Raw genomic sequence first — 23342 nt, forward strand, 5'->3', positions numbered from 1 at the left:
AACTTTTTGGGGGCAGTCCAGGTACGAGTGAGGACTTGCAGCGATAGCAGGACCGCAGACCGCCACTGAAATAGAACCTCACATTTACAAAAAACTTACAACCCATTTTTTTTGTAAATGCTGTAAACTCGTTAAACTGGCCCTCAATAAATTAAAATCCCATCGGGAATAAAAAACCTATAGCAAAGGTCAAAACTTTTCCACAATGCCTTAATTCGGCTAAATTTTGTTAAATTCGCAAGGTTATAGTAATACCCTTTTTAATATCGTTTTAAGTAGCGAGAATAATAATTTATGGCAGAAGATTTAGAAAATCAGCAGAACGACAAAATCATTCAAATTAATATAGAGGAGCAGATGAAATCGGCCTACATTGATTACTCAATGTCGGTAATCGTATCGAGGGCTTTGCCTGATGTACGTGATGGATTGAAACCGGTACACCGCCGCGTTTTATATGGTATGCTCGATCTTGGTGTAACCAGTAATAAACCACATAAAAAATCTGCCCGTATTGTAGGGGAGGTTTTAGGTAAGTATCACCCACATGGTGATGCATCTGTATATTTCACCATGGTTCGTATGGCTCAGGATTGGAGCTTACGTTACCCGATGGTTGATGGACAAGGAAACTTTGGTCACATTGATGGTGACTCTCCGGCTGCAATGCGTTATACTGAGGCACGTTTTTCGAAAATTGCTGAAGAAATGCTTGCTGATATCAATAAAGATACTGTAGATTTTCAGTTAAACTTTGATGATACCTTACAAGAACCAACTGTTTTACCCGCAAAAATCCCGAACTTATTGGTTAACGGATCTTCTGGTATTGCGGTAGGTATGGCCACCAATATGGCACCTCACAACTTAACCGAAGTAATTGATGGTGTGGTAAGCTATATCGATAATAGAGATATTACGATCGAGGAATTGATGAAGTTTGTAAAAGCTCCGGATTTCCCTACCGGTGGTATTATTTATGGTTATACGGGGGTAAAAGAAGCTTTCGAAACAGGTCGTGGCCGTATTGTAATGCGTGCAAAAGCCGAAATCGAGAATATTAAAGACCGCGAGGTAATTATTGTTACCGAAATTCCTTACCAGGTTAACAAAGCGCAGATGATTGAGCGTACTGCTGAATTGGTTGGCGAGAAAAAACTTGAAGGTATTTCGAACATTAAAGACGAATCGAACAAAGATGGTATCCGTATCGTTTACGAAATTAAACGTGATGCAAATGCTTCTATCGTTTTAAACAACCTATATAAATATACTGCATTACAAACTTCGTTCAGTGTAAATAATATTGCACTGGTAAAAGGCCGTCCACAAATGTTAAATCTTAAAGATTTAATCGTGCATTTTGTGGATCACCGCCATGATGTGGTTGTTCGCCGTACCCGTTACGAATTGGCAGAAGCCGAAAAACGTGCACACATTTTAGAAGGTTATTTAATTGCTTTAGATCATTTAGATGAAGTAATTAAATTAATCCGTGCTTCCGAAACCCCTGAAGATGCCCGTTTAGGCTTGATGGAAAAATTCGGCCTGAGCGATCTTCAGGCACGTGCGATTTTGGATATGACGCTTCGTCGTTTAACAGGACTAGAGCGCGATAAGATCAAAGAAGAGTATGCAGAGTTAATGAAAACCATCGAGCATTTAAAATCTATCTTAGCAGATGAAGGTTTGCGTATGCAGATCATCAAAGATGAGTTAGCAGAAATACGTCAGAAATTTGGTGATGAGCGTAGAACAACTATCGTTCACTCAGCCGAAGACATGAGCATGGAAGATTTCATCGATGATGAAGAAGTGGTCATCACCATCTCTCACGAAGGTTACGTAAAACGTACGCCGGCAACCGAATTTAGAGCACAGGGTAGAGGCGGAAAAGGATCTAAAGGCAGTAACTCAAGAAACGAAGATTTTATCGAACACATGCTTGTGGCCACAAACCACAATTATATGTTGTTCTTTACCGAAGCCGGAAGGTGTTTCTGGTTGAGGGTTTACGAAATTCCAGAAGGTTCACGAACCAGTAAAGGAAGAGCGATCCAGAATATTATCAATATCCCGAAAGAGGAAAAAATTAAAGCCTACATTAAGGTTAAAAACCTGAAAGATCAGGAATATTTAGAGAACAATTTCATTATTATGTGTACTAAAAAAGGTACCATTAAGAAAACTTCTCTTGAAGCCTATTCACGTCCACGTGTAAATGGTATTAATGCCATCAATATTAATGATGGTGATGTATTATTAGAAGCTTGTTTAACTAACGGACAAAGCGAAATTGTAATGGCATTGCGTTCTGGTAGAGCAATCCGTTTCAACGAAAGTACGGTTCGTCCGATGGGTAGAACAGCTACCGGCGTACGCGGTGTTAGGCTTGCACACGATCAGGATGAAGTTGTTGGCATGATTGCTGTAAACAATCCTGAAGTTACGGTGTTAGTAGTATCAGAAAAAGGATACGGTAAACGTACCGATATTGAAGATTACCGTGTAACTAACCGTGGTGGTAAAGGGGTAAAAACAATTAATGTTACTGAAAAAACGGGACAATTAGTTTCTATAAAAGACGTTACAGATAGCGAAGATTTGATGATCATTAACCGTTCAGGTATTGTGATCAGAATTCCGGTATCAGCATTAAGGGTAATGGGCCGTGCCACACAAGGGGTTCGTTTGATCTCGTTAAAAGGTGATGACGAGATTGCATCGGTAACTAAAATCGATCACGAAGAAGACGAAGAAGAAACAGTAGATTTAACAGATGTTGTAGTTACAGACGGCGAAGAAGTAGAAGCAGATACTACTCCCGAGGCAGATGATACTGAAGAAGAAGGCGAATCGGATAACGAAACAGAAGAAGAAAATTAACTAAAAATAAGATTAGAATAAAAATTATGAAAAGAGTATTTCTAAGTATAGTTCTAGCAGGTGCGGTAAGCTCTGCATTTGCTCAGAAAAGTGAAATAACCGCGGCAAAAAACGACTGGGGTTTATTCCAGCTAACTTCTTCAAGTGCATCAACGCCGTTGGCAAAAAAGCTTGAAGCGTTAGCAAAAGGCTTGGCCCATACCGACAAAGCAATTGCTGATGAAAAATCTAAAGTAATGCCTGAAGCATGGTCGTACCGCGCTTTATTCGCTTCTTCTGCAGCAATTCTGGATTCAACAAGCACTGCAAATGCCGATGCCAACCTTAAAATTGCGCAGGAAGCTATTGCTGAAGCGAAAAAACTGGATACCAAAGGCACTGAAAAAGATAATATCAATTCAGCTGAAACCAATATTAGCAACGCAGTTAGAAATGGTGGTGTAATTGCTTACAATAAAAAAGATTACAAAACTGCTTATACAAAATTCGTAGCAGCAACAGTAATTAATCCAAACGATACCGCTATGTATCTAAATGCGGGTATTGCGGCAAGACTTAATGAGGATTATCCAAACATGATTAGCCAATTCAAAAAAGTAATCTCTTTGAATTCTCCACAGTCTAAAGATTTATATTCTGAGATTATCACAACCACGTTGGCTAAACAAAAAGATACAACAGCTGCTTTGGCCGTTATTAAAGAAGCTTCTGCTAAATTCCCTGAAAATACCGACTGGATTAAAACTGAAACCCAGATTTATATTGATAGGGGTGATGCTGCCAAATCTGAGCAAATGTTGGTTGCTTTAGCTGCAAAAGAACCAAACAACCCTAACTATCAGGTTTTATTGGGCAACATTTATTTCAGTCAGGCTTTAAAATTACAGGCCGATAGAAATAAAATCGATCCTAAAAAAGTGAAAGAATTTAACGAAGTAACAGGTAGAATGAATGCGCTGTTAGATAAATCTCTTCCTTTTTACAAGAAAGCACTTGAGGTTGATGCTAAAAATCAAGGCGCATTAGAAACCTTGAAAACGATCTATGCTTTTAGAAATGATACTAAAAATTACGAAGATATCAAGAAACGTTTAGACGCATTGCCTAAACAATAATTTATTGATCGATCCAAAAAAAGAGCTCTGAAATTTCGGAGCTCTTTTTTTTATGTTTATTTTTATCGTTTATTACGGTTTTACCACATTCTTTATATTATGCAGAATTGCCTTAAAATATCATTAACCGCTTTAATTTTCGTTTCTTTTAATGCTGTAGCGCAAAAAAGTCAAATTCTTATCGCCAGAAATGCTGTTGGTAAACTACAAGCTTCAATTGCCAATAAAGAAGATGAAAAAAAACAGTTATCGATTATTACAGAAGGCTTAAAATCAATAGAATCAGCTGAGAAAGATAACAAAACTAAAAACTGGAGTGAAACCTGGTCTATTAAATCTTATCTTACTTCTTTTGCTTCATTAGTTGATACTGATCCCAATAATGCGAATAAATTTTACGATTCAGCTGTTGAAGCTGTAGCCAAAGCCAAATCTTTAGACCGTTATGATGATAACGGTGGGCTTATTAAAGCCTCTAACCACAATATCCTCATCAAAAAACAGGAAAAAGGTAATGAAGCTTTTTTTAATAACGATTTTAAAGAAGCATTTGCTGATTTGAAAGAAGTATGTGATAATTTCCCTGCAGACACCACATTGGCGTTAAATACAGCAATTTGTGCATTAAATATTCAGTCGTATGACGAATCTTTAACGTATTTTAAACGTGCAAAAGAAAACGGAATTAGAAATCCATCGGTTTTTCAGAAAATGGCGCAGATGTATGTGGTGAAATCAGAAAATGAAACCGCTATTAAAACTTTGGAGGATGGCCTTGTGCTTAATCCGTTCAACCGCTTTTTAACAAACGATTATATTAATCTATTACTCGATACCGAGAATTATAGTAAAGCTCAGGGATTAATCGAAAACAATTTAAAAGTTGAAAAAGGAAATAAGCTGCTTTATTTTCTGTATGGTTACCTGCAACAGGTTGGTGGAAATAATGCTACCGCTATTTTGGCCTATGATAAAGCTTTGTCTACAGATCAAAATTATTTTGATGCATTGTACCAATTGAGTTTAGCTTACATCAATACAGCCAATGAAACCCTGAGCAAAAATGACGTTGATAAAACTGAAAAATATAAAGGCCTCATCAATCGTGCACAGTTCGCTTTGCAGCGCGCAAATGAAATTAACCCGAACGATAAAAAAACTGTACAGTTGCTGATTGATATCTACACTAAAAAGGGAGTAACGAACAAAGTACAGGAGCTTAACCGTAAACTTCAAGAACTATAATTTTATCGATTAATTTATGAGAATAGGATGGTGTTAGAAAAATCAACTTAACATAATATTAATTATAAGACAAATTACTATTGGTATTATTGCTTTGATTTATACGTTATTTATATATTTAATGCGTTTATTCGTTACTTATTCTAAAATAATGCTGTCTACTATGCAAAACTTGCTTTTTAAATTCGTGTGTGTGTGCGTAATTCTGCTTTTTTCATTTAAAACAAATGCTCAAAAAGTGGAACCAATTAAATCTGATTATGGTGAAGTTGTAACGATGCATTCCAGCATCTTAAACGAAAACCGAAAGATATTGATCTATACACCTAAAGATTCTGTAAATTCGGAAAAACGATATCCAGTGATCTATGTTCTGGATGCTGACAATCATTTCACGCAAATGGTAGAATATTCTAAATACCTCAGCCGACAAGATGTGTATGTTATCCCGCCAATGATTGTTGTAGGAATAACAAATACCGACCGTGTTCGCGATCTCACACCGTCAAAAAGCAATTTCGACTATTCTGGGAAACCGGATACCACTGCTAACGCCCCCTATAAGAATAGCGGAGGAAATGAACATTTTTTACAATTCATCCAGAAAGAACTCCTGCCCTATGTTAATTCGAATTATAAAACTCAACCTTACCGCATTTTAGCTGGACATTCATTTGGAGGTCTGACAGCCATTAATTGTCTGATTAATTATCCGGATATGTTTAACGCATATATTGCCGTAAGCCCATCCTTCTGGTGGGATCAGAAATTTCTTCTCAAACTTGCTGATAAAAAACTGAAAGCAGGGTCAACTTTATCAAAAACGTTTTTTTTTAGTGATGGAAATGAAGGTTCTTCACCAAGATCACCTTTTCATAAAGATGTTTTAAAATTTGATTCGCTGCTCAAAAGCCGCAATATTAAAGGATTAAATTTCGAATATGCGAGCTATCCAATTGAGAGCCACATGACAGTCCCTATTAAATCGTATTATGACGGACTTCGATTTGTCTATCGTCAATGGGTTCTTCCTCCGGTAAGTGATGAAAAGATAAATCCAGAGATTATTATGAAACATTATAAAGGATTGTCGCAAAAGTTTGGGTATCCAATTTTGCCTGACGAAGCATATTTCAACGGCCTAGCGCAATGGTTGGTGAAAAATCCGAAAACCTTAGATAATGGCATACAGATACTGGAAATGAATACGGTCAATTATCCATCTTCGTCAAAGGCCTTTACGGCTTTGGGGGCAGCATACGCGATGAAAGGAGAAAAACAAAATGCTACCGCTTCGTATAAAAAGGCCAGTGAATTGAATCCCACTTCTAATGAAATTAAATTACGCTTGCAGGAGTTACAAAAATAAGATATCCCATGTACGACCACTACAGCTTCGAAGATGCTACTGCTTACCAAATTGAATTAGCCAAACAACTAAAATTCAGTACAGTTGATAAAATCAGTACGATTGCTGGCGCAGATATTTCATTTAATAAAAACAGTACAACCATGTATGCGGGAATTGTGATCTTAACTTATCCAGGAATGGTTTTGAAATCATTTGCATTAGAAACTTACGAAACCAGTTTTCCTTATAAAGCAGGTTTTTTAGGCTTTAAAGAAGTTCCGGCATTATTGAAAGTTTGGGAATTGATACCCAATAAACCTGATGTTGTAGTTCTTGATGGAAACGGAATTTTGCATCCACGCCGTATGGGCGTTGCTTCGCATTTTGGAATTCTCGCGAACCAAGCCACAATTGGCTGCGCTAAAAGTCTTTTACATGGACAAAATCATCAGCCTCAAAATGTCAAATTTAGTACTGCAGAAATTAAAAATAATGCGGGCGAAATGCTTGGTTTTGCATTGAGAACAAAGCGCAATTGCGCACCTGTTTATGTTTCTGCCGGACATTTAATTACGCAAGAAGAAAGTTTAAATACAATTAAAAAATCTGTTGGAAATTATCGTATCCCCGAATCAACACGCCTGGCTCATAACCTAGTAAACGATTTCAGGCTTGGCAAACGAAAAGCTGGCTTTCATGAGGTGGCGCCATCTTTAACATTGTTTTAAAATGATTATATTTACATATGAACGCTTATTTAATAATTCTCGCTATTGTTGTAATGCTTATCATGTTGGTAAACATTTACGTTATTTTAGACATTTCGAAATTTCCATACAATAAGAGACGACAAAAATGGATGTGGACCAATGTGGTATTGTTCTTGCCTCTTTTTGGGTCTTTAATTTATTTTTTGGTTGGTAAAAAAATACTTGGCGAAAATTAAATCCGAAATTAATTCAAACTACAATTCTCTAAATCACCGTCCCAATTTTCTTTTTCATTGGTTAAAATTTCTAGAGAATCTATTTTACAGTTCGTAACATCCAAGCAATAAGTTAATTCATTTTTCAGGTTCGGAGCAGTTAGTTTTGCTTCAGCACTAAGTAAACCGTTTTCAAATTCTTCTTCTTGAAATTCCTTTAGGTAGACAAAATTTATGTACAAACCTGTACCGGTTGTTTTAGTAGTTTCGATCCTTATAAAATCTAAGTGCTCAGATAAATAGCCGAATTTTTCTGGATTATCTTTTATTATCGTTTTAAGTAGCAGACGCTCAAATTCTTTTAATTCGGTCATTTAGATCCAGTTAATTCCTTTTTTTAGTAGCTGCTGGGTTTTGTATTCATCAGAATTAATTTCCGGCTGAACATTATAACCCCAGTTAGCCTGTGGTGGTAAACTCATTAGAATAGATTCTATCCGTCCGTTGGTTTCTAAGCCGAATTTTGTTCCAGAGTCGTAAACTAAATTAAATTCTACATAACGACTACGGCGCTGATATTGCCATTGTTTCTGGGCTTCTGTAAACTCTTTATCGCGGTTCCTATCAATCAATTCGGTGTAAATCGGTAAAAATGTTTCGCCAATATTAATAGAAAAATCTAAAATCTGCTCCCATGATAAATTGGTGTTTTCTGGCTTCAGTCTATCATAAAAAATACCGCCAATACCACGGGTTTCTTCACGGTGTTTAATGAAGAAATAATCATCGGCATGTGTTTTAAATTTTGGATAAAATTCAGCACTGAAGTCGTCGCAAGCCTGTTTCAATTTATGGTGAAAAAAACGGGCATCGTTTTCGAACACGTAATGTGGTGTTAAATCGATACCACCGCCAAACCAGCGTGTTTCTTCATTAAGTTCGAAATAGCGGATATTCATGTGGATAATCGGAACCAGTGGATGGTTTGGATGAATTACAATTGAAACTCCGGTAGCAAAAAAATCATCTTCGCTTACATTAAAGGCTTTTTTTACAGCTTCGGGCAATTTACCATGTACCGCAGAGAAATTTACGCCACCTTTTTCGATAATTGCACCATTTTGCATAATCCTGGTGCGTCCGCCTCCCCCACCGTTTCTTTCCCAAAGTTCCTCTTCAAATTTTCCTTTGCCATCGGCAATTTCCAATCCCCTGCAAATTTCATCCTGAATTTGCTTATACCGTTCCGCTACTTCTTCTTTAAACATGATGGCTCTTTCTATTTCCATACAAATTTAAAGCTATTCAGGCAGCTATATTGATTTATGTTTAGATAGTACATTTTATTGACATTATTTTTAGTCAGAAGCTTATTACTCTTCTAAATAATCCAAATCTTTGTTGAAACTTTCTTTTAATTGGCTCAAACCAAACATCGCAATCAGGGTTAAGATTCCCATCACTAAATATCCGGCAGTAATTAATCCGTATTTATGGGTTAAAAATTCGAATAAGAATGTAATAGGGATTAATGCGCCCCTAACAAAATTAGGTGCAGTTGTAGTTACCGTAGCCCTAATGTTTGTGCCGAATTGTTCTGATGCAATGGTAACAAATGTGGCCCAATAACCTACAGAGAAGCCCATAAACAAGCAGATCCAGATAAAATTGCTACCCGTTAAGCCGAAACTGGTTAAATAAACAACTACACTCGCAACAGAAAGCAAGTGGAAGATAAAGACTGTTTTTTTTCTCGACTTTAATACCTGAGAGAGTAGCCCCGTAACCACATCGCCTATTGCAATTCCAAAATAGGTAAACATAATGCCGGTACCAGCTTTTAGTGGTTCTGTTGCACCTAAAGCTTTGCCAAATTCTGGCGCTAAGGTAACCAGGATCCCCACTACAAACCATAACGGAATACCGATTAAGATACAGTAGAGATATTTCGAAAAACGTTTCCAGTTGTTAAACAGCATTAAGATATTTCCTTTTGATACTTCTGTTTGGTTAGCGGCGTGTTTAAACATGCCCGATTCGAAAGTGCCAACACGCAATAAAAGCAGTACCAGGCCCATTCCACCACCTACAAAGTATGAGGTTTGCCAGGTAAATTCGGCTGCTACAGTTGCTGCAACAGCTGCACCCAATAAACCTACAGCACCAACAATCATGGTTCCATAACCGCGTTTTTCTTTATCCATGGTTTCAGCAACCAAAGTAATCCCTGCACCAAGCTCGCCAGCTAAACCTATACCGGCAATAAACCTGATGATGGCGTAGCTGTTAACCGATGTAACAAAACCATTGGCAATATTGGCTAGTGAATATAAAAGAATTGAACCAAAAAGAACTTTGATCCTTCCCAGTTTATCGCCCAGTATTCCCCATAAAATTCCGCCTAAAAGTAGACCGAACATTTGAGAATTGATGATCAAAAAGCCATCAGATTGCATATTTGCCTGGGAAACGCCAATTTCAGTTAAACTTTGAACACGAACAACAGAGAATAAAACAAGATCGTAAATATCTACGAAGTAACCCAGAGCAGCTACAATAACTAAGAAAATTACATTGCGGTTGTTTGCTTTTGCTTGAAGATCCATTTAATTATTTGGTTTAAACGCTGAAAGTACGCAATAACACAAATATTTAAAATAGATTTTTAAAATAAAAGCCACTCTTGTTTTAGAGTGGCTTTTACATCCCTACATTGGAGGATTTTTTTTCGTTGTATCAGGTGGCATTTTAGTCGTGTCAGGCATTTTTTTAGAGGTTGTGTCTGGCATCTTTTTAGTCGTATCCATCATTTTTGTAGAATCCGTCGCAGTACTGTCTGAAGAACCAGCCATATTTTTAGACGAATTGCATGCTGATGTGGCTATCATAAGAGAACCCGCAAAAGCAAGACTTAAGATTATTTTTTTCATAGTTTTTATTGTTATCTATCAACCTAACAACCTTATAATCATTTGGTTTTATTTTTTTTTATTTCATATTGCTTATTTTTTACCCATCGAACTGATTATTAGTATATTGTGAAACAAAATAAATATATTATTCATTGTAGATCTTTAACTTATTCAGCAATTCTGGCGATATATTTTCCGCATATACACCATAACCATCTACCAATATTCCCACATTTGATGAAATGGCATAAACAACAGCGCTATCAGCCGGGTCGGTCATTCCTTCGAAACGGTACACTTCTTCAATTTCAAATTCTTCAGGCTTCAGGAGCAAATTGACTGATTTACATGCTAAACTTTCTGCCGTTAAATTGAAATCTAAATTATAACCACGACTATCTAAATCTGTTAAAGCATCGGTAATGGTATCATAAACACGCATAATTCTAAATTACCGAAATATTACTAAAACAAGATCTTCAAAACTTTAAAAGGTGATAAAACTTTCTGATATTAGTGAATATGATTATTTCTCAAAACACCCTGAAATGGGTAATGCGTTTTTACCCACCCCTATTTTTTCAACGCATTTGGGTTCAGAAATTTGAAAATGAATTTAGAAGTTGTACGGTTAAGCTGAGCAAGAGTTTTTTGAATAAAAATTATAACGGTTCTATTTTTGGTGGTACTATTTATGGAGCTACAGATCCGTTTTATGCCTTATTGTTCGATCAGTTAATGCAGCGCCGAGGCTTTAAAGTCCGTGTTTGGCTAAAAAGTGCTTCTATACAATATTTAAAACCTGGTCGTTCTACATTATACTTTACCATAACCGTAACTGATGAGATGTTGAACGAAGCAGAGCACGCGCTAAAAACCGTTGGAAAGTTTGTAAAGGCCTACCCGATGGAAATTACCAATAAGGATGGCGGGCTGTGTGCTACCGTGATGAATGAAGTTTATATCCGAAACCTGCATCAGGGCGAAACCCCTAGAGTTGCTTACTAATTTTTTAGATTATGCCGAGTATTAAGAGTTTAATTTTGCAGGGCGAAGGCGTTATGCTCGATTTTAAGAAAACCATTACCAATACCGAGAAAATTGCCAAGAGCCTGGTTGCTTTTGCCAATAACAAAGGTGGTAAACTATTAATTGGTGTCGCTGATGATGGATCGATCAAAGGCGTAAAATCAGAAGAAGAAGAGAAATATATGATTTTGACTTCTGCACATCAATTCTGCAAACCGGCAATTGAGCCTTATTTCGAAGAGATTTATGTTGATGATAAATTGGTACTGGTGGCTAATATCCCTGAAAGCGATACAAAGCCACATTATGCACTCGATGATCAAAAAAAATGGTGGGCTTATATCCGTATCGACGATAAAAGTGTGTTGGCCAGCCGGATTATTTTGGAAGTGTTGAAACAGGAATATAAGAACAATGATGTGCTCATCTCCTATTCTGAAAATGAAAAAAAGCTGCTCGAATACCTGGAGCAAAATGAAAAAATTACTTTAAAGGAACTCAGTAAGTTATTACGCAGTTCTTACCGTAAAGCCCAGAAAGTATTGGTTAATTTAATTTTAACCAATGTGATCAGATCGCATACTTCTGAAAAGGAAGAATATTTTACAGCGGTGCGCTAATCCCTTTTACAAAAACTTTCAATTTACAATGTCACATATCAAATTAATCCTCGCTACTTTAATACTGTTGATTTCTTTTGAGGCAGAATCTCAAAATTACACGGACTCATTGAGTTCGGCATTAACCGATTATTTAAATAAAAATGAAATACCTGGTTTCGCAGTTATGATTTTAAATCAGGATAAAATCGTTTATGAAAAAGGATTCGGTTATGCTAATATCGAAAAAAAGCAGCCTTTTAAGACAAACACCATCCAAAATATCGGCTCTGTTAGCAAAACATTTATTGCCGTAGCGCTAATGAAAGCCATTGAATTGGGTTATTTTACCCTGGAAACTAACATTAACGATATCCTTCCGTTTAAAGTGGTAAATCCCAATGCGCCAAATGATACTATAAGCATAAAATACTTAACTACTCATACTTCGGGTATATTAGATAATAAAGTTACGCTGAACCGCTCCTATCGGTTTATTGGTCAGGCAAAAAGCGACAAGCTGATTCAGATACTGAAAGGTTACAACTATACTTCCGATTTGCGTGATACCACACTGGGCACATTTTTAAAGAGCTACTTAACACCCGACGGTCAACTGTATACTAAAGACAATTTCGGATCAGCTTTGCCTGGTAAAAGTGCATCTTATAGCAATATTGGATCTGCATTGGCTGCTTACCTTATCGAAATTAAGTCAGGCCTGTCTTTTGCCGATTTTACAACGCAATATATTTTTAATCCTCTCAGAATGAAAGAAACCAGCTGGTTTCTGCCGAAAAAAATCAATAACAGACAAGCCACGCCTTATCTGGATAAAAGCACACCACTTCCGTTTTATCACCTCACCACCTATCCTGATGGTGGATTGCGGACTTCGGCCAGCGAGTTAAGTTTATATGTTAGCGAAATGATAAAAACGCTCAATAATAAATCACGTTTAATCAATAAAAACTCGGTAGCAACTATGTTTAAGCCGGTATTTAATGAAATCAACGTGCCTCAAGGCATGCTACTTAAAACAAGAAATAAGGGTGTTTTCTGGAATCTTTATAAGGATGGTTACATCGGCCATGATGGAGATGACCCAGGGGTAAGCACTTACATTTTATTTAACAGGCATACTGGAATCATTTTCTTGAGTAACATCTACATGGAAGACAAAACCAATATCATTTCTATACTTAAGAAATATGCACCCTCACTTTCGGAACCTGACCGATAGTAATAAGATCTAAATCTGCTTGTTTTTTGAGCTTTAAAAATCCGACCTTTGTAAACTTATGTTTTCTAAAATTTACTCTAAATATAAACCCTATTACAAAGAAAATCTTCATTTGGCACTGCCAATTGTAGGTTCACAGGTTGGTCATACCTTAGTACACATGGCCGATAGTATTATTGTAGGCCATTTTACCGATACCATTCAATTAGCTGCTGTTTCATTGGTGAACAGTATATTTATGCTTATCCTCGTAATCGGATTGGGTATCTCCTACGGTTTAACGCCACTTATTGCGCAGGAAAACGGCCGTCAGAATTATGATGAATGCGGAAAGCTTTTATCAAACAGCTTAATTATTAATATCTGTGTGGGGATATTTTTGTACATACTGGTTCAATTAGGGATATTTTTTGTGATTGACCACCTGGAGCAAACGCCCGAGGTAGTGCGTTATGCAAAACCTTATCTGAATCTATTATCTGTTTCAATTATCCCTTTATTGATCTTCCAGACTTTTAAACAGTTTGCTGAAGGTTTAGGGTTTACCAAACAAGCCATGTTTGTTTCTATCTGGGGAAATGCGATCAACATCATTTTAGGAATCATTTTCGTAAAAGGTATGTTCGGTATTAAATCGATGGGTGTTAGTGGTGTGGGGTTAAGTACTTTAATCGACAGGATTTTAATGGCCACCGTAATGTGTTTTTATGTATTACGTTCTCAGCATTTCAAAAAATACCTGATCAGTTTTAAAGCCACGTTTTTTGATAAAATAAGGGCGATTAAGATTGCTAAAATCGGGATGCCTGTTGCTATGCAATACGCTTTCGAAATCAGTGCTTTTAGCGGTGCTGCAGTGCTTATCGGTACAATTGGGGCCGTAGAACAGGCTGCGCATCAAATTGCAATTAGTTTAGCCGCCATGACCTATATGATTGCCAGCGGTGTAGCTTCAGCAGCCACCATTAAAACGGGAAATAACTTTGGTAAGAAAAATTTCGACGATTTACGTAAATCTGCCATAGCCAGCTACCATGTTATTTTGTTGTTTATGTCGGTTACCGCTGTGATTTTTGTTTTGGCCAATAACATCATGCCCTTCATTTACACGGAAGATGACGCTGTTATTCCGATTGCTGCCCAATTATTGATTATTGCTGGCTTTTTTCAGCTGTTTGATGGCACACAGGTGGTTGGCCTAGGTATTTTACGTGGTATTGGTGATGTTAATATTCCAACTTTTATTACCTTTTTAGCCTATTGGGTAGTTGGTATTCCAATTGGCTATGTATTAGGATTTCATTTTAACTTAGGCGTTAATGGCATCTGGTATGGATTAACCCTGGGTTTATTAACGGCTTCTATCCTGTTGTTTATGCGTTTTCAGAATAAAACGAAGGCTTTGAAGGCAGGTGGGTTATAATTTTGATTACGTTTTTAGCGCCATCAGGTTTTGGAAATGAATGCCAGTGTTTTATGGGATGCAGTAGTCCCGCTATCCGTTCCAGCCGATGCTGATTCAGTGCCGACTTTTTCGGTAAACAATCGGCATCCACTGCTATCGGGCTTATAATGAAAGGTTTGTGCAGGTAAAATCCGATGTTGATAGAAGAATCTACAACCAGGGAAATGAAAAGTTAACGGATTCTATTATCTATGCGTTTTCAGAATAAAACGAAGGCTTTGGTAGGTAATTCTCATTCTGAGCGAAGCGAAGAATCTTAGTTAGTGGTCTTCGACAGGCTCAGATTGACAAATCTTTTTGAATTGGAGGATTAATACGTAGTTAAATATTTATGATGTCTCCTGCCTGTTGAAGGAGCTTTACTCATTTTATTTACCCCCAACATTAACCACAACACCAATGGTGAAGATAGAATTGCCCGCAGACATATATTTACGATTTTTTAAGCCAATATTACTGCTGGTGGTATATTGTAGCTGAAAAGTTTTGCTGAGTGCCATACGCGTAAAGAAAACCGGTTCAAAGAAAATATTATCTTCTTTCGGCTGCACAACACCGTTTAAAAAGAACCTATCCATCTTAATATGACTAATCCTTAATGCTGTACCATAATTAATTGGGAAATCTGTTCCAAATAACCGAAGGTTGTTTTTCTTTTTCGAACTGTAATTAACCTGTAAAAATGTTTTCCGGTAATCTACTTCCTGCAATTCGCTGCTGATGAGGATGTCGTCTTTATAATCGCGGAAGGTAATATCACTCCAGCCCTTCCCTACGCCTGCATAAACTTCAATAATCCGGTTGTTATCCGGGCCAAAGGTATCAAAGTATCCTCCCCCAATTTCAATAAGTTTATGTCCGAAATCCTTGCTTTTTCTTTCACTATTCATTCTCGAACCACTAAAAAGTACACCAATGTGATCAGAAACTGCATAAGCACCATTAACACTGGCATTGCCTTTTAAAGAGATGTGCGCGCCGCCGCTAAATTCGCCCTGTTTACTTAACATGGGGGTATTTGGTACGTTTGGCATATAAACAGAAGAACAACTGGCTGCGAAAAGCACTAAAACTGGAAGTGTAAAACGTAAGTATTTAATCATAGATGTTATATAAACAGATTTTGATGGCAAAAATTGTGCTAAGATTCCATTTTCATTAAATCCATCATTCTTTTAAACTCATCGTGTAAACCGGCTTTTAAATGGATTTTTTCTTTTGTCACGGGATGAGTGAATGCTAACTCCGAGGCATGGAGCAACATGGTTGTCATATCCCATTGCGCTTTAAAGAATTTGTTTTGTTTGTTGCAGCCATGTGTCCTATCGCCAATAATTGGATGTAGGATATGGCTAAAGTGTCTTCTCAATTGATGCATCCTCCCGGTTTTGGGTGTGGCCTCTACCAATGAATACCGTGAGGTTGGATGTTTACCAAAAGCTACAGCTACCTCTGCCCTTTGAAGTGTTCTAAACGAAGTGAAAGCATCCTGCATCGTTCCGTTTTCTTTGGCTAATGGATAATCAATGTCCATTGTATCAGGTGTAAAACCACGCAAAATAGCCAGGTATTTTTTATCGGTTTCAGCGTTCATAAATTGCTGATGCATAGCGATTTCAGATGCTTTGTCGAAAGCAAATAATAAGATTCCGCTTGTCTTCCTATCTAGTCTATGTACCGGACTAACATGTTTGCCAACCTGGTTTCTTAGTAACTGAAGTGCGAATTCTGTGGCGTCTCGTGCAATGGAAGATTGATGCACCAATAACCCATGAGGTTTGTTAATTGCAATTAGATTCTCGTCCTGATAAATAATCTCCAACATATGGCCGCGAAGATAAGGATATTATGGTTTTGTGGATGAGCTTATCCAAATAAATCAAAAGCCAGGCGGTAGGTGTTGCAGTGCGCATCTACAATATCTCTGATATCGATGGAGTAGCCACCGCCCATACTCACCTGCACAGCCAGATTTTTATCTTTACAGGCCTGTAGCACCATTCCGTCGCGTTCTTTACATGCGGCCTTGCTTAATGCCAGTTTGCCCAGTTTATCGGTAGAAAGCACATCAACCCCCGATAGATAAAATACAAAATCAGGTTTGGCCCTTTCGAATGCCTTTTTCAAATTTACTTTTAAAGATGATAGATATTCTTCATCCTGTACACCATCATTTAAAGGAACATCCAGACTTGACATTTCTTTTCTGAAAGGAAAATTTTTATCGCCATGCATCGAAAAAGTGAACACCCTTGGCTCCTTTTGAAAGATTTCTGCCGTGCCATTTCCCTGATGCACATCTAAATCGATAATTAAGATCCGCTTAGCTAAATTTTTATTTAACAAGTAATTAGCTGCAACAGCCTGATCATTTAACAAACAAAAACCTTCGCCCCAATTGCTGCCTGCATGATGGGTGCCACCTGCTACATTAAAGGCAATTCCGTTACTCATTGCAAAATGGGCCGCATCGATTGTACCTTGAGTAATTCGCAGCTCGCGTTCTAATAGCTGCGCGTTTAATGGGAAACCTATTCTTCTTTGGTCTTTTGCTGAAAGTGTTAAATCTCTAAGCTGTTCCCAATATGTTTTTTCGTGAGCCAGGAGTATAATATCTTCCGAAACTGGTTCTGGGCTAAATAAATTCTGCTGTGCTATAGTCCCTTCGTGCAAAAGTTGTTCGGGTATCAACTCATATTTCAGCATCGGAAAACGGTGCCCTTCAGGCAAAGGATGCGCGTAAAGGGGATGCCAGGCAATCTTAATCATTAGCCTAAAATTTCCTCCACGTGTTTTTCAATGTTCGTGCAGATCTGATCCACAGGAAGATCGTTCGCATCTTCTCCAAATGGGTTTTCTATTTCTTCAGCTATTAACTCCAAACTCGCTAATACATAGAGAATAAAGGGAACAATGGGTACCACAAAATAACCTAAACTAAATACCCATCCAATAGGTAAAGTAATTACGTAAATAAAGATGAACTTCTTGATAAAAGCACTGTAAGAATATGGGATCGGTGTGTTTTTAATACGCTCGCAAGCACCACAGATATCGGTAAATTGATTAAAATCGCCAGAAAGGACAATAAATTGTTCCTGCGAAATAGCACCTTTTTCGAGTAGTTCATATAACCTGTTAATTAAGCTTCCTGCAATCTGGTTTGGTACGTGTTTACCTTCTTCAACCTCTATTAAAAGACTATTTTTACCAAAATACATTCTTTCGCGTAAATGTTCTTTTAAAGCAAAAGCATATTTAGGAATACCGTATTCAAAAAAACGGACATCTTCCTCTGTTAATTTAAGCGCTTTTATTTTCAAGGCCAGGTTGCGGCTCACATTGGTTAACGATCCCAATAACTTTCTTCCTTCCCACCACCTGTCGTATGCTGTATTTGTTCTGAAAACGAGTAGCATGGATAATACAAAGCCCAATAAGCTGTGCATCATGCCAATATTGGTCACATAGCTGCTTTTAGAAAGTTGAAAAAAATTGAGCTCTGCAAATGCCACCAAACCAGAAAAAACAGCTACTGCAAGCATTAATGGCCACAGTTTTCTAAAAGTGTCGCTTTTGTGGATGTGAAAAATGAAGGTACTCCAATCTTTAGGGTTGTAATTGATCATCTTATTGCGTTTTTATTTGATGAGCCTCTTTCTTATCGTAAAACCTCTTTACTTACTTTTAAAAGTGCTTGCCCAGCCAAATAAACATCTTCGAAAGAGTTATAAAGAGGGACTGCGCTTAAGCGGATCACATTAGGTTCGCGCCAATCACCAAGTACGTGGTTTGCCATTAAGCCATCAAAAATCTGTTTACCATTTTGCTGAGCGATGATGGATAACTGGGCACCTCTATCTTTATCTACTTTAGGTGTGATGATTTTATATTGCATTATGCCTAACTCCTTATTCACTTCATTTATAATAAATTCAAGATATGCAGTTAAACTAATACTTTTGCTTCTTAATGGTTCAATAAAGCCTGCTTGTTCGAAAATCTGAAGCGATGCATGATATAAAGCCATTGGCATTACCTGTGTGCAACTTACCTGCCAGCCGTCTGCCCCGGCTTCTGGAATAAAGCCTTTTTCCATTTTAAAACGTTTACTTTCCTGATAACCCCACCATCCTGCAAAGCGGTTCAATTCGGTATTGCTGAAATGTTTTTCGTGAACAAAGATTCCGCTTATCCCCCCCGGACCAGAATTTTGATATTTGTATGAGCACCAGCAGGCAAAATCAACACCCCAATCGTGAAGTTTTACAGGAACATTGCCTGCGGCATGCGCCAGATCCCAGCCTACAATTGCGCCGATTTCATGCCCTGCCTTTGTAATGGTTTCCATATCGTACCATTGTCCCGTGTAATAATTTATCCCGCCAAATAAAACCAAAGCGATTTCATCCGCATTTTCTTTGATTTTAGCTATGATATCTTCGGTATGGAGTATTTCCTCGCCTTCTTTAGGAAAAACCTCTATAATCGCTTCTTTTGGGTCGAAACCGTGAAACCTTACCTGGCTTTCTATTGCGTATTGATCGGATGGGAATGCACCGCCTTCCATGATGATTTTAAAGCGTTTGCCTTTGGGCTGATAGAAACTAACCATTAATAAATGCAGGTTTACGGTTAGGGTATTCATTGGGCATACTTCCGATTGTAATGCGCCAACAATCGGGGCCATTAACTTTTTGAGTGCCTTGTGGTAGAACATCCAGGGTTCGTTTCCGTCGAACCAGCCCTCTACTGCGTAGTTGGCCCAGTTGTTAAGCTGATTTTTTAAAACTTCACCGGCTACTTTAGGTTGAAGCCCTAACGAATTACCACACAGGTAAATAAAATCATTTCCGTTGTGATTTGGGAATAAGAACTGAGACCTGAAATCACGTAGCTGGTCGGTGTCGTCTTGTGTTTGTGCGAATAATAAGTTATTTTCAAAATTCATTGCCTCAATATTACAAAAAAGCAGGTATTGTTTCCAAACCTGCTTTTCAATTTATGTTATTTTATTAAACCTTGTTTGGTTTGCTCACGTATTTATTGCCCTTTACAAAGAACCGCCACGGTAATAAAGCATGCTCTTTTGCGTATGCGATGCCTACGCGAGGTGTAGCGGCAATATTTTCATCTTGATAGCGGATAGCATGATCTTCGATCCAGATTTCATCTCCAGTTAGATTTTTGGCGTTAAAAGTTCTGTCTATTCCCAGTGCTTTTGCGGCAGACCCCGGGCCAGCCGAAATAGCACCCTTTGTGTGCGGCATATTTCTTCTTTGCTCAATAATGTCGATACCAACCAAAGGTTCTATACCTCTAATTAAAACAGCATGTGGATCGTTTTCTTTCGAACTTACAATATTGAAGAGGTTGTGCATGCCATAACAAAGATATACATAGGCAATGCCTCCATTGCTATACATCGTTTCTGTTCGGTTGGTTCTGCGGCCGCCGTAAGCATGCGAAGCTTTATCCTTTACACCAAAATAAGCTTCGGTTTCGACGATGATGCCTGCGGTGATTTCGTTGTCAATTTTGGTATAGAGTATTTTGCCTAACAGATCTTTAGCCAGGCTAACCACGTCTTCATTTAGATAATATTCTTCTTTTAGTTTCAATATCTTACTTTAACTATCTGTTTAATATAATTGATATAACTTGCTCTAAATAAGTTTTATCTGTTTCATCGAATTTATTTAACACTTCGCTGTCTACATCTAAAATGCCTATCACTTCACCATTAACAATTAATGGTAAAACAATTTCTGATTTAGAAGCAGATGCACAGGCAATGTGACCAGGAAACTCTTCAACATCTGGAACAATAATGGTTTCTACCTGTTGCCAAGAGGCTCCACATACCCCTTTTCCTTTTTTAATCCGTGTACAGGCTACCGGCCCTTGAAATGGGCCCAATACCAGTTCACCTTGCTTTACCAGATAGAAACCTACCCAAAACCAGTTAAACTGTTCTTTAAGTGCTGCTGCAACGTTTGCAAGGTTTGCAATAAAATCGGTTTCGCCGTAAAGTAAAGCGTCTATCTGAGGGATGATCGATTGATATTGCTCTTCCTTTGATGTATTTCTGGTGATGGTTAAGTCTTCTGCCATTTTTTTTTATTTCTATAATCAAAGTTAATTATGATTTGTGAGATCTAAGGTAATAGTGAATTTTAATGACGAAAATTTGAATGACAATCTATTCTTAAAATCCTTAGTTTTGGCATCATTAACCGTGAGTTTATGATTGTAGCCTTAACCATTACCAAATTCCCTGGCCTTACAGTTCCTTTTGCATTTGTAGGGATGGCTGTTTTACGTTTGCCATTGTGGTTAAATAAGAGATGCAGGTTCTGGAAGTTAATGGGGAGCGGAAAAGATGCTCAGGTAGATTTAGCTCCTGATTATAAACATTGGGCCGTGCTTACCACCTGGGATAACCGGAGCGATTGTGATGATTTTTATCGTCGTTCTTTTGTACTAAAATGGTTTGGTTTCTTTGGGATTGAAAGTTTTACTATCTTATTAAACCCTTTATCCACTCATGGCTTATGGTCAGGAGTAGAGCCATTTAGATCCGATAAAACAAGTAATACCCATACGGGTAAGATTGCTGTAATTACAAGGGCGGCAATTAAATTTAATAAGTTAAAAGAGTTTAGGCGGAATATTAAAAGAGCAGCTGATGCCATGCGCACCGCTCCGGGTTTTATCTTGTCGGCAGGTATTGGCGAAAATCCATTTTTCGATCAGGCTACCTTTTCAATCTGGGCCGATGCTGATAGCATGAAAAACTATGCTTACAGATCTTTTGATCATTCGGATGTGATTAAACTTACCAGGGAGCGCGAATGGTACAAGGAAGAGTTGTTTGCCCGGTTCTCGATTGTAGATAGCTGGGGCACGCTTAATGGCGTATCTGTTGAATTATAAATAAAAATATAAAATAAATGAGAGTAGTAGCAGAACTTCCGCATCCGGAATGTAAGATCACGATTTTTTCGATGAATCAAAAATACATTGTAAAGTTTGAGCAGGGTACCTTTGAGCAAAGTTATAAACTCGCTGAACTTGATCTAAGCGGAGGTGGCGTTAATGATGTATTTGAAATTATTGATGAGGAATTTATCCAAACCGTAGTGGCGCGATTTAAGCTAATGCGTTCTGATTTTACTGCTGCATATAATAGGCATCAATATTAATGACTTAACCTATGTAAGTTGCTGATTACTAGTTAATTTAATGGTTTATCGAAATTATATTTTGATTTTAAAGCCGTTACACGCTACCAGCAACATGCTGAATATCAGTTTTTATTTAAGTGATTTAAGATAACTTACTGATATACTTGTTTTTAAATTTATCAACAAAATATAATTCTGAGTACTTATTTCACCAAATAAATGGGAGGTTTTGGGTAAATCGTCATTTCGCCTGTAGTGCAGTCCCGAATTTTCGGGAGAGAAATCTTTGAACTTAGCTGAAAGGTTCTTGGCTGCGTTTATGGTGACAAATAAAAAATGCGCTTAGCTGAATTTAGATTCATCTAAGCGCATTTATGTTAGGGTGGAAAAGAGCCTGAAACAAGTTCAGGATGACGAGTTATGGAATGTTCCGTGTATTCCGTGTTTCAGTGGCTAAAACTTATTAAGAAACCACCGTATCGTGTACCACTACCCTGTACCAGTTATTAGAGAATTTTTCTACAGCATCTAAATGCACTTTATCTTCCTGGTAAGCATTATGGTCTGCAATGTTTGCAAAGGTAATGGTTAGCGAATAAGTAAAAGAGTTATCGGTAACAGGGCGTACAGGTGTACCTGCTGCTAAGCCATAACTTAACGTTTTAATCTGCGATCTCGGTTTTGGTTAGTTGAGGTTTTAACCAGAACATTACGAAGTGTTGGATCTGTCCTTTATCTGCGGTTTGGGTTTCTATCATGGTTCTTTTTTTGCTAATATATAAATCATTTTTTTTGGCACAAAAAAAGTCCCGATTTACATCGGGACTTTTTTATCTTTAAAAACCTTTTTTTAGTTTTTAGGCTGCACACGGCCAGATTTTCTGTCTTCACCTCTACCGATTAAATAACCGCCACCAGCTCCAACTAATCCGCCAATAACCGCACCTCTGCCTTTTTTCTTATCGATTAGTGCACCAGCAACTGCGCCACCAACACCACCAATTACGGTACCTTTAGCAGCATCACTCCAGCCTTTTTTCTTAGCTGTAGGCTGTGTAGTACCACCGTAGGCACTGCTAGAACCACCGCCAGAGCTTGCATAGGATCTAGATGAATTAGCTCCTGCCCTTCTGGCTGCTACCAGTTCGGCCTGATGTTTCGCTTCTTTTTCCTGCTCTACTTTTGCCACTTCGGCTTTTTTAAAGCTATCTAACCTCAAACTATCTTTAACTGCTTTAATTGCCAATTGTTTTTCTGCTTCTTGTTGTTTTAATGCGGCTTCTTCTTTTGCTTTATTGTTACATGCAAACAAAACAGAAGTACTCAACGCGATTACTATTAATATCTTTTTCATAATTCTAATTTAATATGATTCTCATTTAGCT

General features: G+C 37.7%; 26 protein-coding genes. 12 read left to right on the forward strand and 14 right to left on the reverse strand.

Translation table 11 applies throughout. From position 1 onward, the window contains the following. Positions 1-294: 294 nt before the first annotated feature. The 6 genes from gyrA to J7E57_RS27465 all read left to right on the forward strand — a co-directional run bounded on the left by gyrA (position 295) and on the right by J7E57_RS27465 (position 7543). On the forward strand, positions 295-2886 hold the full coding sequence (gene gyrA / locus J7E57_RS11835) for a DNA gyrase subunit A (RefSeq protein WP_215128680.1): 2592 nt from the start codon (positions 295-297) through the stop codon (positions 2884-2886). 26 nt (positions 2887-2912) lie between these two features. Then, a complete protein-coding gene (locus J7E57_RS11840; RefSeq protein WP_215128682.1) occupies positions 2913-4001 on the forward strand; it encodes a tetratricopeptide repeat protein in 1089 nt (362 codons plus the stop codon). A 99-nt stretch (positions 4002-4100) separates the two neighbouring features. Next, positions 4101-5246: a tetratricopeptide repeat protein gene (locus J7E57_RS11845; protein WP_215128684.1), complete on the forward strand. Its 1146-nt coding sequence runs from the start codon at positions 4101-4103 to the stop codon at positions 5244-5246. Positions 5247-5340: 94 nt separating this feature from the next. Continuing rightward, positions 5341-6615, forward strand: coding sequence for an alpha/beta hydrolase (locus J7E57_RS11850; RefSeq protein ID WP_215164987.1), 1275 nt, complete (start codon positions 5341-5343; stop codon positions 6613-6615). Between the two features lie 8 nt (positions 6616-6623). After that, positions 6624-7325 carry an endonuclease V gene (locus J7E57_RS11855; RefSeq protein ID WP_215128689.1) on the forward strand — a complete coding sequence of 234 codons (702 nt, stop codon included), beginning with the start codon at positions 6624-6626 and terminating at the stop codon, positions 7323-7325. A 62-nt stretch (positions 7326-7387) separates the two neighbouring features. Further along, entirely contained in the window at positions 7388-7543 is a 156-nt protein-coding gene (locus J7E57_RS27465; RefSeq protein WP_410522686.1) for a PLDc N-terminal domain-containing protein, read from the forward strand. 8 nt (positions 7544-7551) lie between these two features. On the opposite strand, the gene J7E57_RS11865 is transcribed toward J7E57_RS27465, so the two are convergent. The 5 genes from J7E57_RS11865 to J7E57_RS11885 all read right to left on the reverse strand — a co-directional run bounded on the left by J7E57_RS11865 (position 7552) and on the right by J7E57_RS11885 (position 10876). Next, entirely contained in the window at positions 7552-7896 is a 345-nt protein-coding gene (locus tag J7E57_RS11865) for a hypothetical protein (RefSeq protein WP_215128693.1), read from the reverse strand. Beyond that, on the reverse strand, positions 7897-8811 hold the full coding sequence (hemF, locus tag J7E57_RS11870; RefSeq protein WP_410522685.1) for an oxygen-dependent coproporphyrinogen oxidase: 915 nt from the start codon (positions 8809-8811) through the stop codon (positions 7897-7899). It lies immediately after the preceding gene. Positions 8812-8895: 84 nt separating this feature from the next. Then, on the reverse strand, positions 8896-10128 hold the full coding sequence (locus tag J7E57_RS11875) for an MFS transporter (RefSeq protein ID WP_215128695.1): 1233 nt from the start codon (positions 10126-10128) through the stop codon (positions 8896-8898). Between the two features lie 102 nt (positions 10129-10230). Then, on the reverse strand, positions 10231-10452 hold the full coding sequence (locus J7E57_RS11880) for a coproporphyrinogen III oxidase (RefSeq protein ID WP_215128697.1): 222 nt from the start codon (positions 10450-10452) through the stop codon (positions 10231-10233). A gap of 127 nt (positions 10453-10579) precedes the next feature. After that, the gene (locus tag J7E57_RS11885) at positions 10580-10876 is read right to left on the reverse strand and encodes a phosphoribosylpyrophosphate synthetase (protein ID WP_215128699.1); all 297 of its coding nucleotides are present in this window, start codon (positions 10874-10876) and stop codon (positions 10580-10582) included. An 80-nt stretch (positions 10877-10956) separates the two neighbouring features. On the opposite strand from J7E57_RS11885, the gene J7E57_RS11890 reads away from it, so the two are divergent. From J7E57_RS11890 to J7E57_RS11905, 4 genes are read left to right on the forward strand one after another with little or no spacing between them, the layout of a single operon-like run. Beyond that, positions 10957-11442, forward strand: coding sequence for a DUF4442 domain-containing protein (locus tag J7E57_RS11890; protein ID WP_215129185.1), 486 nt, complete (start codon positions 10957-10959; stop codon positions 11440-11442). Between the two features lie 11 nt (positions 11443-11453). Then, positions 11454-12083, forward strand: coding sequence for a helix-turn-helix domain-containing protein (locus J7E57_RS11895; protein WP_215128701.1), 630 nt, complete (start codon positions 11454-11456; stop codon positions 12081-12083). Between the two features lie 28 nt (positions 12084-12111). After that, a complete protein-coding gene (locus tag J7E57_RS11900; protein WP_215128703.1) occupies positions 12112-13305 on the forward strand; it encodes a serine hydrolase domain-containing protein in 1194 nt (397 codons plus the stop codon). A 58-nt stretch (positions 13306-13363) separates the two neighbouring features. Beyond that, the gene (locus J7E57_RS11905) at positions 13364-14728 is read left to right on the forward strand and encodes an MATE family efflux transporter (RefSeq protein WP_215128705.1); all 1365 of its coding nucleotides are present in this window, start codon (positions 13364-13366) and stop codon (positions 14726-14728) included. 410 nt (positions 14729-15138) lie between these two features. Here J7E57_RS11905 and J7E57_RS11910 read toward each other — a convergent pair whose 3' ends face one another. From J7E57_RS11910 to J7E57_RS11940, 7 genes are all read right to left on the reverse strand, one after another. Next, positions 15139-15873 carry a hypothetical protein gene (locus J7E57_RS11910; RefSeq protein ID WP_215128707.1) on the reverse strand — a complete coding sequence of 245 codons (735 nt, stop codon included), beginning with the start codon at positions 15871-15873 and terminating at the stop codon, positions 15139-15141. 38 nt (positions 15874-15911) lie between these two features. Continuing rightward, on the reverse strand, positions 15912-16595 hold the full coding sequence (locus tag J7E57_RS11915) for a pseudouridine synthase (RefSeq protein ID WP_215128709.1): 684 nt from the start codon (positions 16593-16595) through the stop codon (positions 15912-15914). Between the two features lie 41 nt (positions 16596-16636). Next, positions 16637-17539, reverse strand: a complete 903-nt coding sequence (locus tag J7E57_RS11920) for a histone deacetylase (protein ID WP_215128711.1) — start codon at positions 17537-17539, stop codon at positions 16637-16639. Then, positions 17539-18399, reverse strand: coding sequence for a bestrophin family protein (locus J7E57_RS11925; protein ID WP_215128713.1), 861 nt, complete (start codon positions 18397-18399; stop codon positions 17539-17541). The genes J7E57_RS11920 and J7E57_RS11925 overlap by 1 nt, the downstream gene beginning before the upstream one ends. 32 nt (positions 18400-18431) lie before the next feature. Continuing rightward, positions 18432-19721 carry a kynureninase gene (gene kynU, locus J7E57_RS11930; RefSeq protein WP_215128715.1) on the reverse strand — a complete coding sequence of 430 codons (1290 nt, stop codon included), beginning with the start codon at positions 19719-19721 and terminating at the stop codon, positions 18432-18434. A 64-nt stretch (positions 19722-19785) separates the two neighbouring features. Further along, entirely contained in the window at positions 19786-20391 is a 606-nt protein-coding gene (locus J7E57_RS11935; protein ID WP_215128717.1) for a DNA-3-methyladenine glycosylase, read from the reverse strand. Between the two features lie 13 nt (positions 20392-20404). Then, a complete protein-coding gene (locus J7E57_RS11940; protein WP_215128719.1) occupies positions 20405-20884 on the reverse strand; it encodes a GAF domain-containing protein in 480 nt (159 codons plus the stop codon). Positions 20885-21016: 132 nt separating this feature from the next. Here J7E57_RS11940 and J7E57_RS11945 point away from each other — a divergent pair, with 132 nt between their 5' ends. Together J7E57_RS11945 and J7E57_RS11950 are read left to right on the forward strand one after the other, a co-directional pair. Then, positions 21017-21706, forward strand: coding sequence for a DUF3291 domain-containing protein (locus tag J7E57_RS11945; RefSeq protein ID WP_215128721.1), 690 nt, complete (start codon positions 21017-21019; stop codon positions 21704-21706). Between the two features lie 17 nt (positions 21707-21723). After that, positions 21724-21975 carry a hypothetical protein gene (locus J7E57_RS11950; protein WP_057934688.1) on the forward strand — a complete coding sequence of 84 codons (252 nt, stop codon included), beginning with the start codon at positions 21724-21726 and terminating at the stop codon, positions 21973-21975. A gap of 445 nt (positions 21976-22420) precedes the next feature. Here the strand turns inward: J7E57_RS11950 and J7E57_RS27470 are convergent, their stop codons facing one another. Then, positions 22421-22624 carry a Dabb family protein gene (locus J7E57_RS27470; protein WP_215129187.1) on the reverse strand — a complete coding sequence of 68 codons (204 nt, stop codon included), beginning with the start codon at positions 22622-22624 and terminating at the stop codon, positions 22421-22423. Between the two features lie 183 nt (positions 22625-22807). After that, positions 22808-23311: a YMGG-like glycine zipper-containing protein gene (locus J7E57_RS11960; RefSeq protein ID WP_215128722.1), complete on the reverse strand. Its 504-nt coding sequence runs from the start codon at positions 23309-23311 to the stop codon at positions 22808-22810. Between the last annotated feature and the right edge of the window lie 31 nt (positions 23312-23342).

The organism is Pedobacter sp. ISL-64 (assembly GCF_018613605.1).
Classification (GTDB): Bacteria; Bacteroidota; Bacteroidia; order Sphingobacteriales; family Sphingobacteriaceae; genus Pedobacter.

Excerpts from the sequence above, each read along its gene's own strand:
- gyrA (WP_215128680.1), top strand. The coding sequence starts at position 295 with ATGGCAGAAGATTTAGAAAATCAGCAGAACGACAAAATCATTCAAATT.
- J7E57_RS11840 (WP_215128682.1), top strand. The coding sequence starts at position 2,913 with ATGAAAAGAGTATTTCTAAGTATAGTTCTAGCAGGTGCGGTAAGCTCT.
- J7E57_RS11845 (WP_215128684.1), top strand. The coding sequence starts at position 4,101 with ATGCAGAATTGCCTTAAAATATCATTAACCGCTTTAATTTTCGTTTCT.
- J7E57_RS11855 (WP_215128689.1), top strand. The coding sequence starts at position 6,624 with ATGTACGACCACTACAGCTTCGAAGATGCTACTGCTTACCAAATTGAA.
- J7E57_RS27465 (WP_410522686.1), top strand. The coding sequence starts at position 7,388 with ATGTTGGTAAACATTTACGTTATTTTAGACATTTCGAAATTTCCATAC.
- J7E57_RS11865 (WP_215128693.1), bottom strand. The coding sequence starts at position 7,896 with ATGACCGAATTAAAAGAATTTGAGCGTCTGCTACTTAAAACGATAATA.
- hemF (WP_410522685.1), bottom strand. The coding sequence starts at position 8,811 with ATGGAAATAGAAAGAGCCATCATGTTTAAAGAAGAAGTAGCGGAACGG.
- J7E57_RS11875 (WP_215128695.1), bottom strand. The coding sequence starts at position 10,128 with ATGGATCTTCAAGCAAAAGCAAACAACCGCAATGTAATTTTCTTAGTT.
- J7E57_RS11880 (WP_215128697.1), bottom strand. The coding sequence starts at position 10,452 with ATGAAAAAAATAATCTTAAGTCTTGCTTTTGCGGGTTCTCTTATGATA.
- J7E57_RS11885 (WP_215128699.1), bottom strand. The coding sequence starts at position 10,876 with ATGCGTGTTTATGATACCATTACCGATGCTTTAACAGATTTAGATAGT.
- J7E57_RS11890 (WP_215129185.1), top strand. The coding sequence starts at position 10,957 with ATGATTATTTCTCAAAACACCCTGAAATGGGTAATGCGTTTTTACCCA.
- J7E57_RS11895 (WP_215128701.1), top strand. The coding sequence starts at position 11,454 with ATGCCGAGTATTAAGAGTTTAATTTTGCAGGGCGAAGGCGTTATGCTC.
- J7E57_RS11900 (WP_215128703.1), top strand. The coding sequence starts at position 12,112 with ATGTCACATATCAAATTAATCCTCGCTACTTTAATACTGTTGATTTCT.
- J7E57_RS11905 (WP_215128705.1), top strand. The coding sequence starts at position 13,364 with ATGTTTTCTAAAATTTACTCTAAATATAAACCCTATTACAAAGAAAAT.
- J7E57_RS11910 (WP_215128707.1), bottom strand. The coding sequence starts at position 15,873 with ATGATTAAATACTTACGTTTTACACTTCCAGTTTTAGTGCTTTTCGCA.
- J7E57_RS11915 (WP_215128709.1), bottom strand. The coding sequence starts at position 16,595 with ATGTTGGAGATTATTTATCAGGACGAGAATCTAATTGCAATTAACAAA.
- J7E57_RS11920 (WP_215128711.1), bottom strand. The coding sequence starts at position 17,539 with ATGATTAAGATTGCCTGGCATCCCCTTTACGCGCATCCTTTGCCTGAA.
- J7E57_RS11925 (WP_215128713.1), bottom strand. The coding sequence starts at position 18,399 with ATGATCAATTACAACCCTAAAGATTGGAGTACCTTCATTTTTCACATC.
- kynU (WP_215128715.1), bottom strand. The coding sequence starts at position 19,721 with ATGAATTTTGAAAATAACTTATTATTCGCACAAACACAAGACGACACC.
- J7E57_RS11940 (WP_215128719.1), bottom strand. The coding sequence starts at position 20,884 with ATGGCAGAAGACTTAACCATCACCAGAAATACATCAAAGGAAGAGCAA.
- J7E57_RS11945 (WP_215128721.1), top strand. The coding sequence starts at position 21,017 with ATGATTGTAGCCTTAACCATTACCAAATTCCCTGGCCTTACAGTTCCT.
- J7E57_RS11950 (WP_057934688.1), top strand. The coding sequence starts at position 21,724 with ATGAGAGTAGTAGCAGAACTTCCGCATCCGGAATGTAAGATCACGATT.
- J7E57_RS11960 (WP_215128722.1), bottom strand. The coding sequence starts at position 23,311 with ATGAAAAAGATATTAATAGTAATCGCGTTGAGTACTTCTGTTTTGTTT.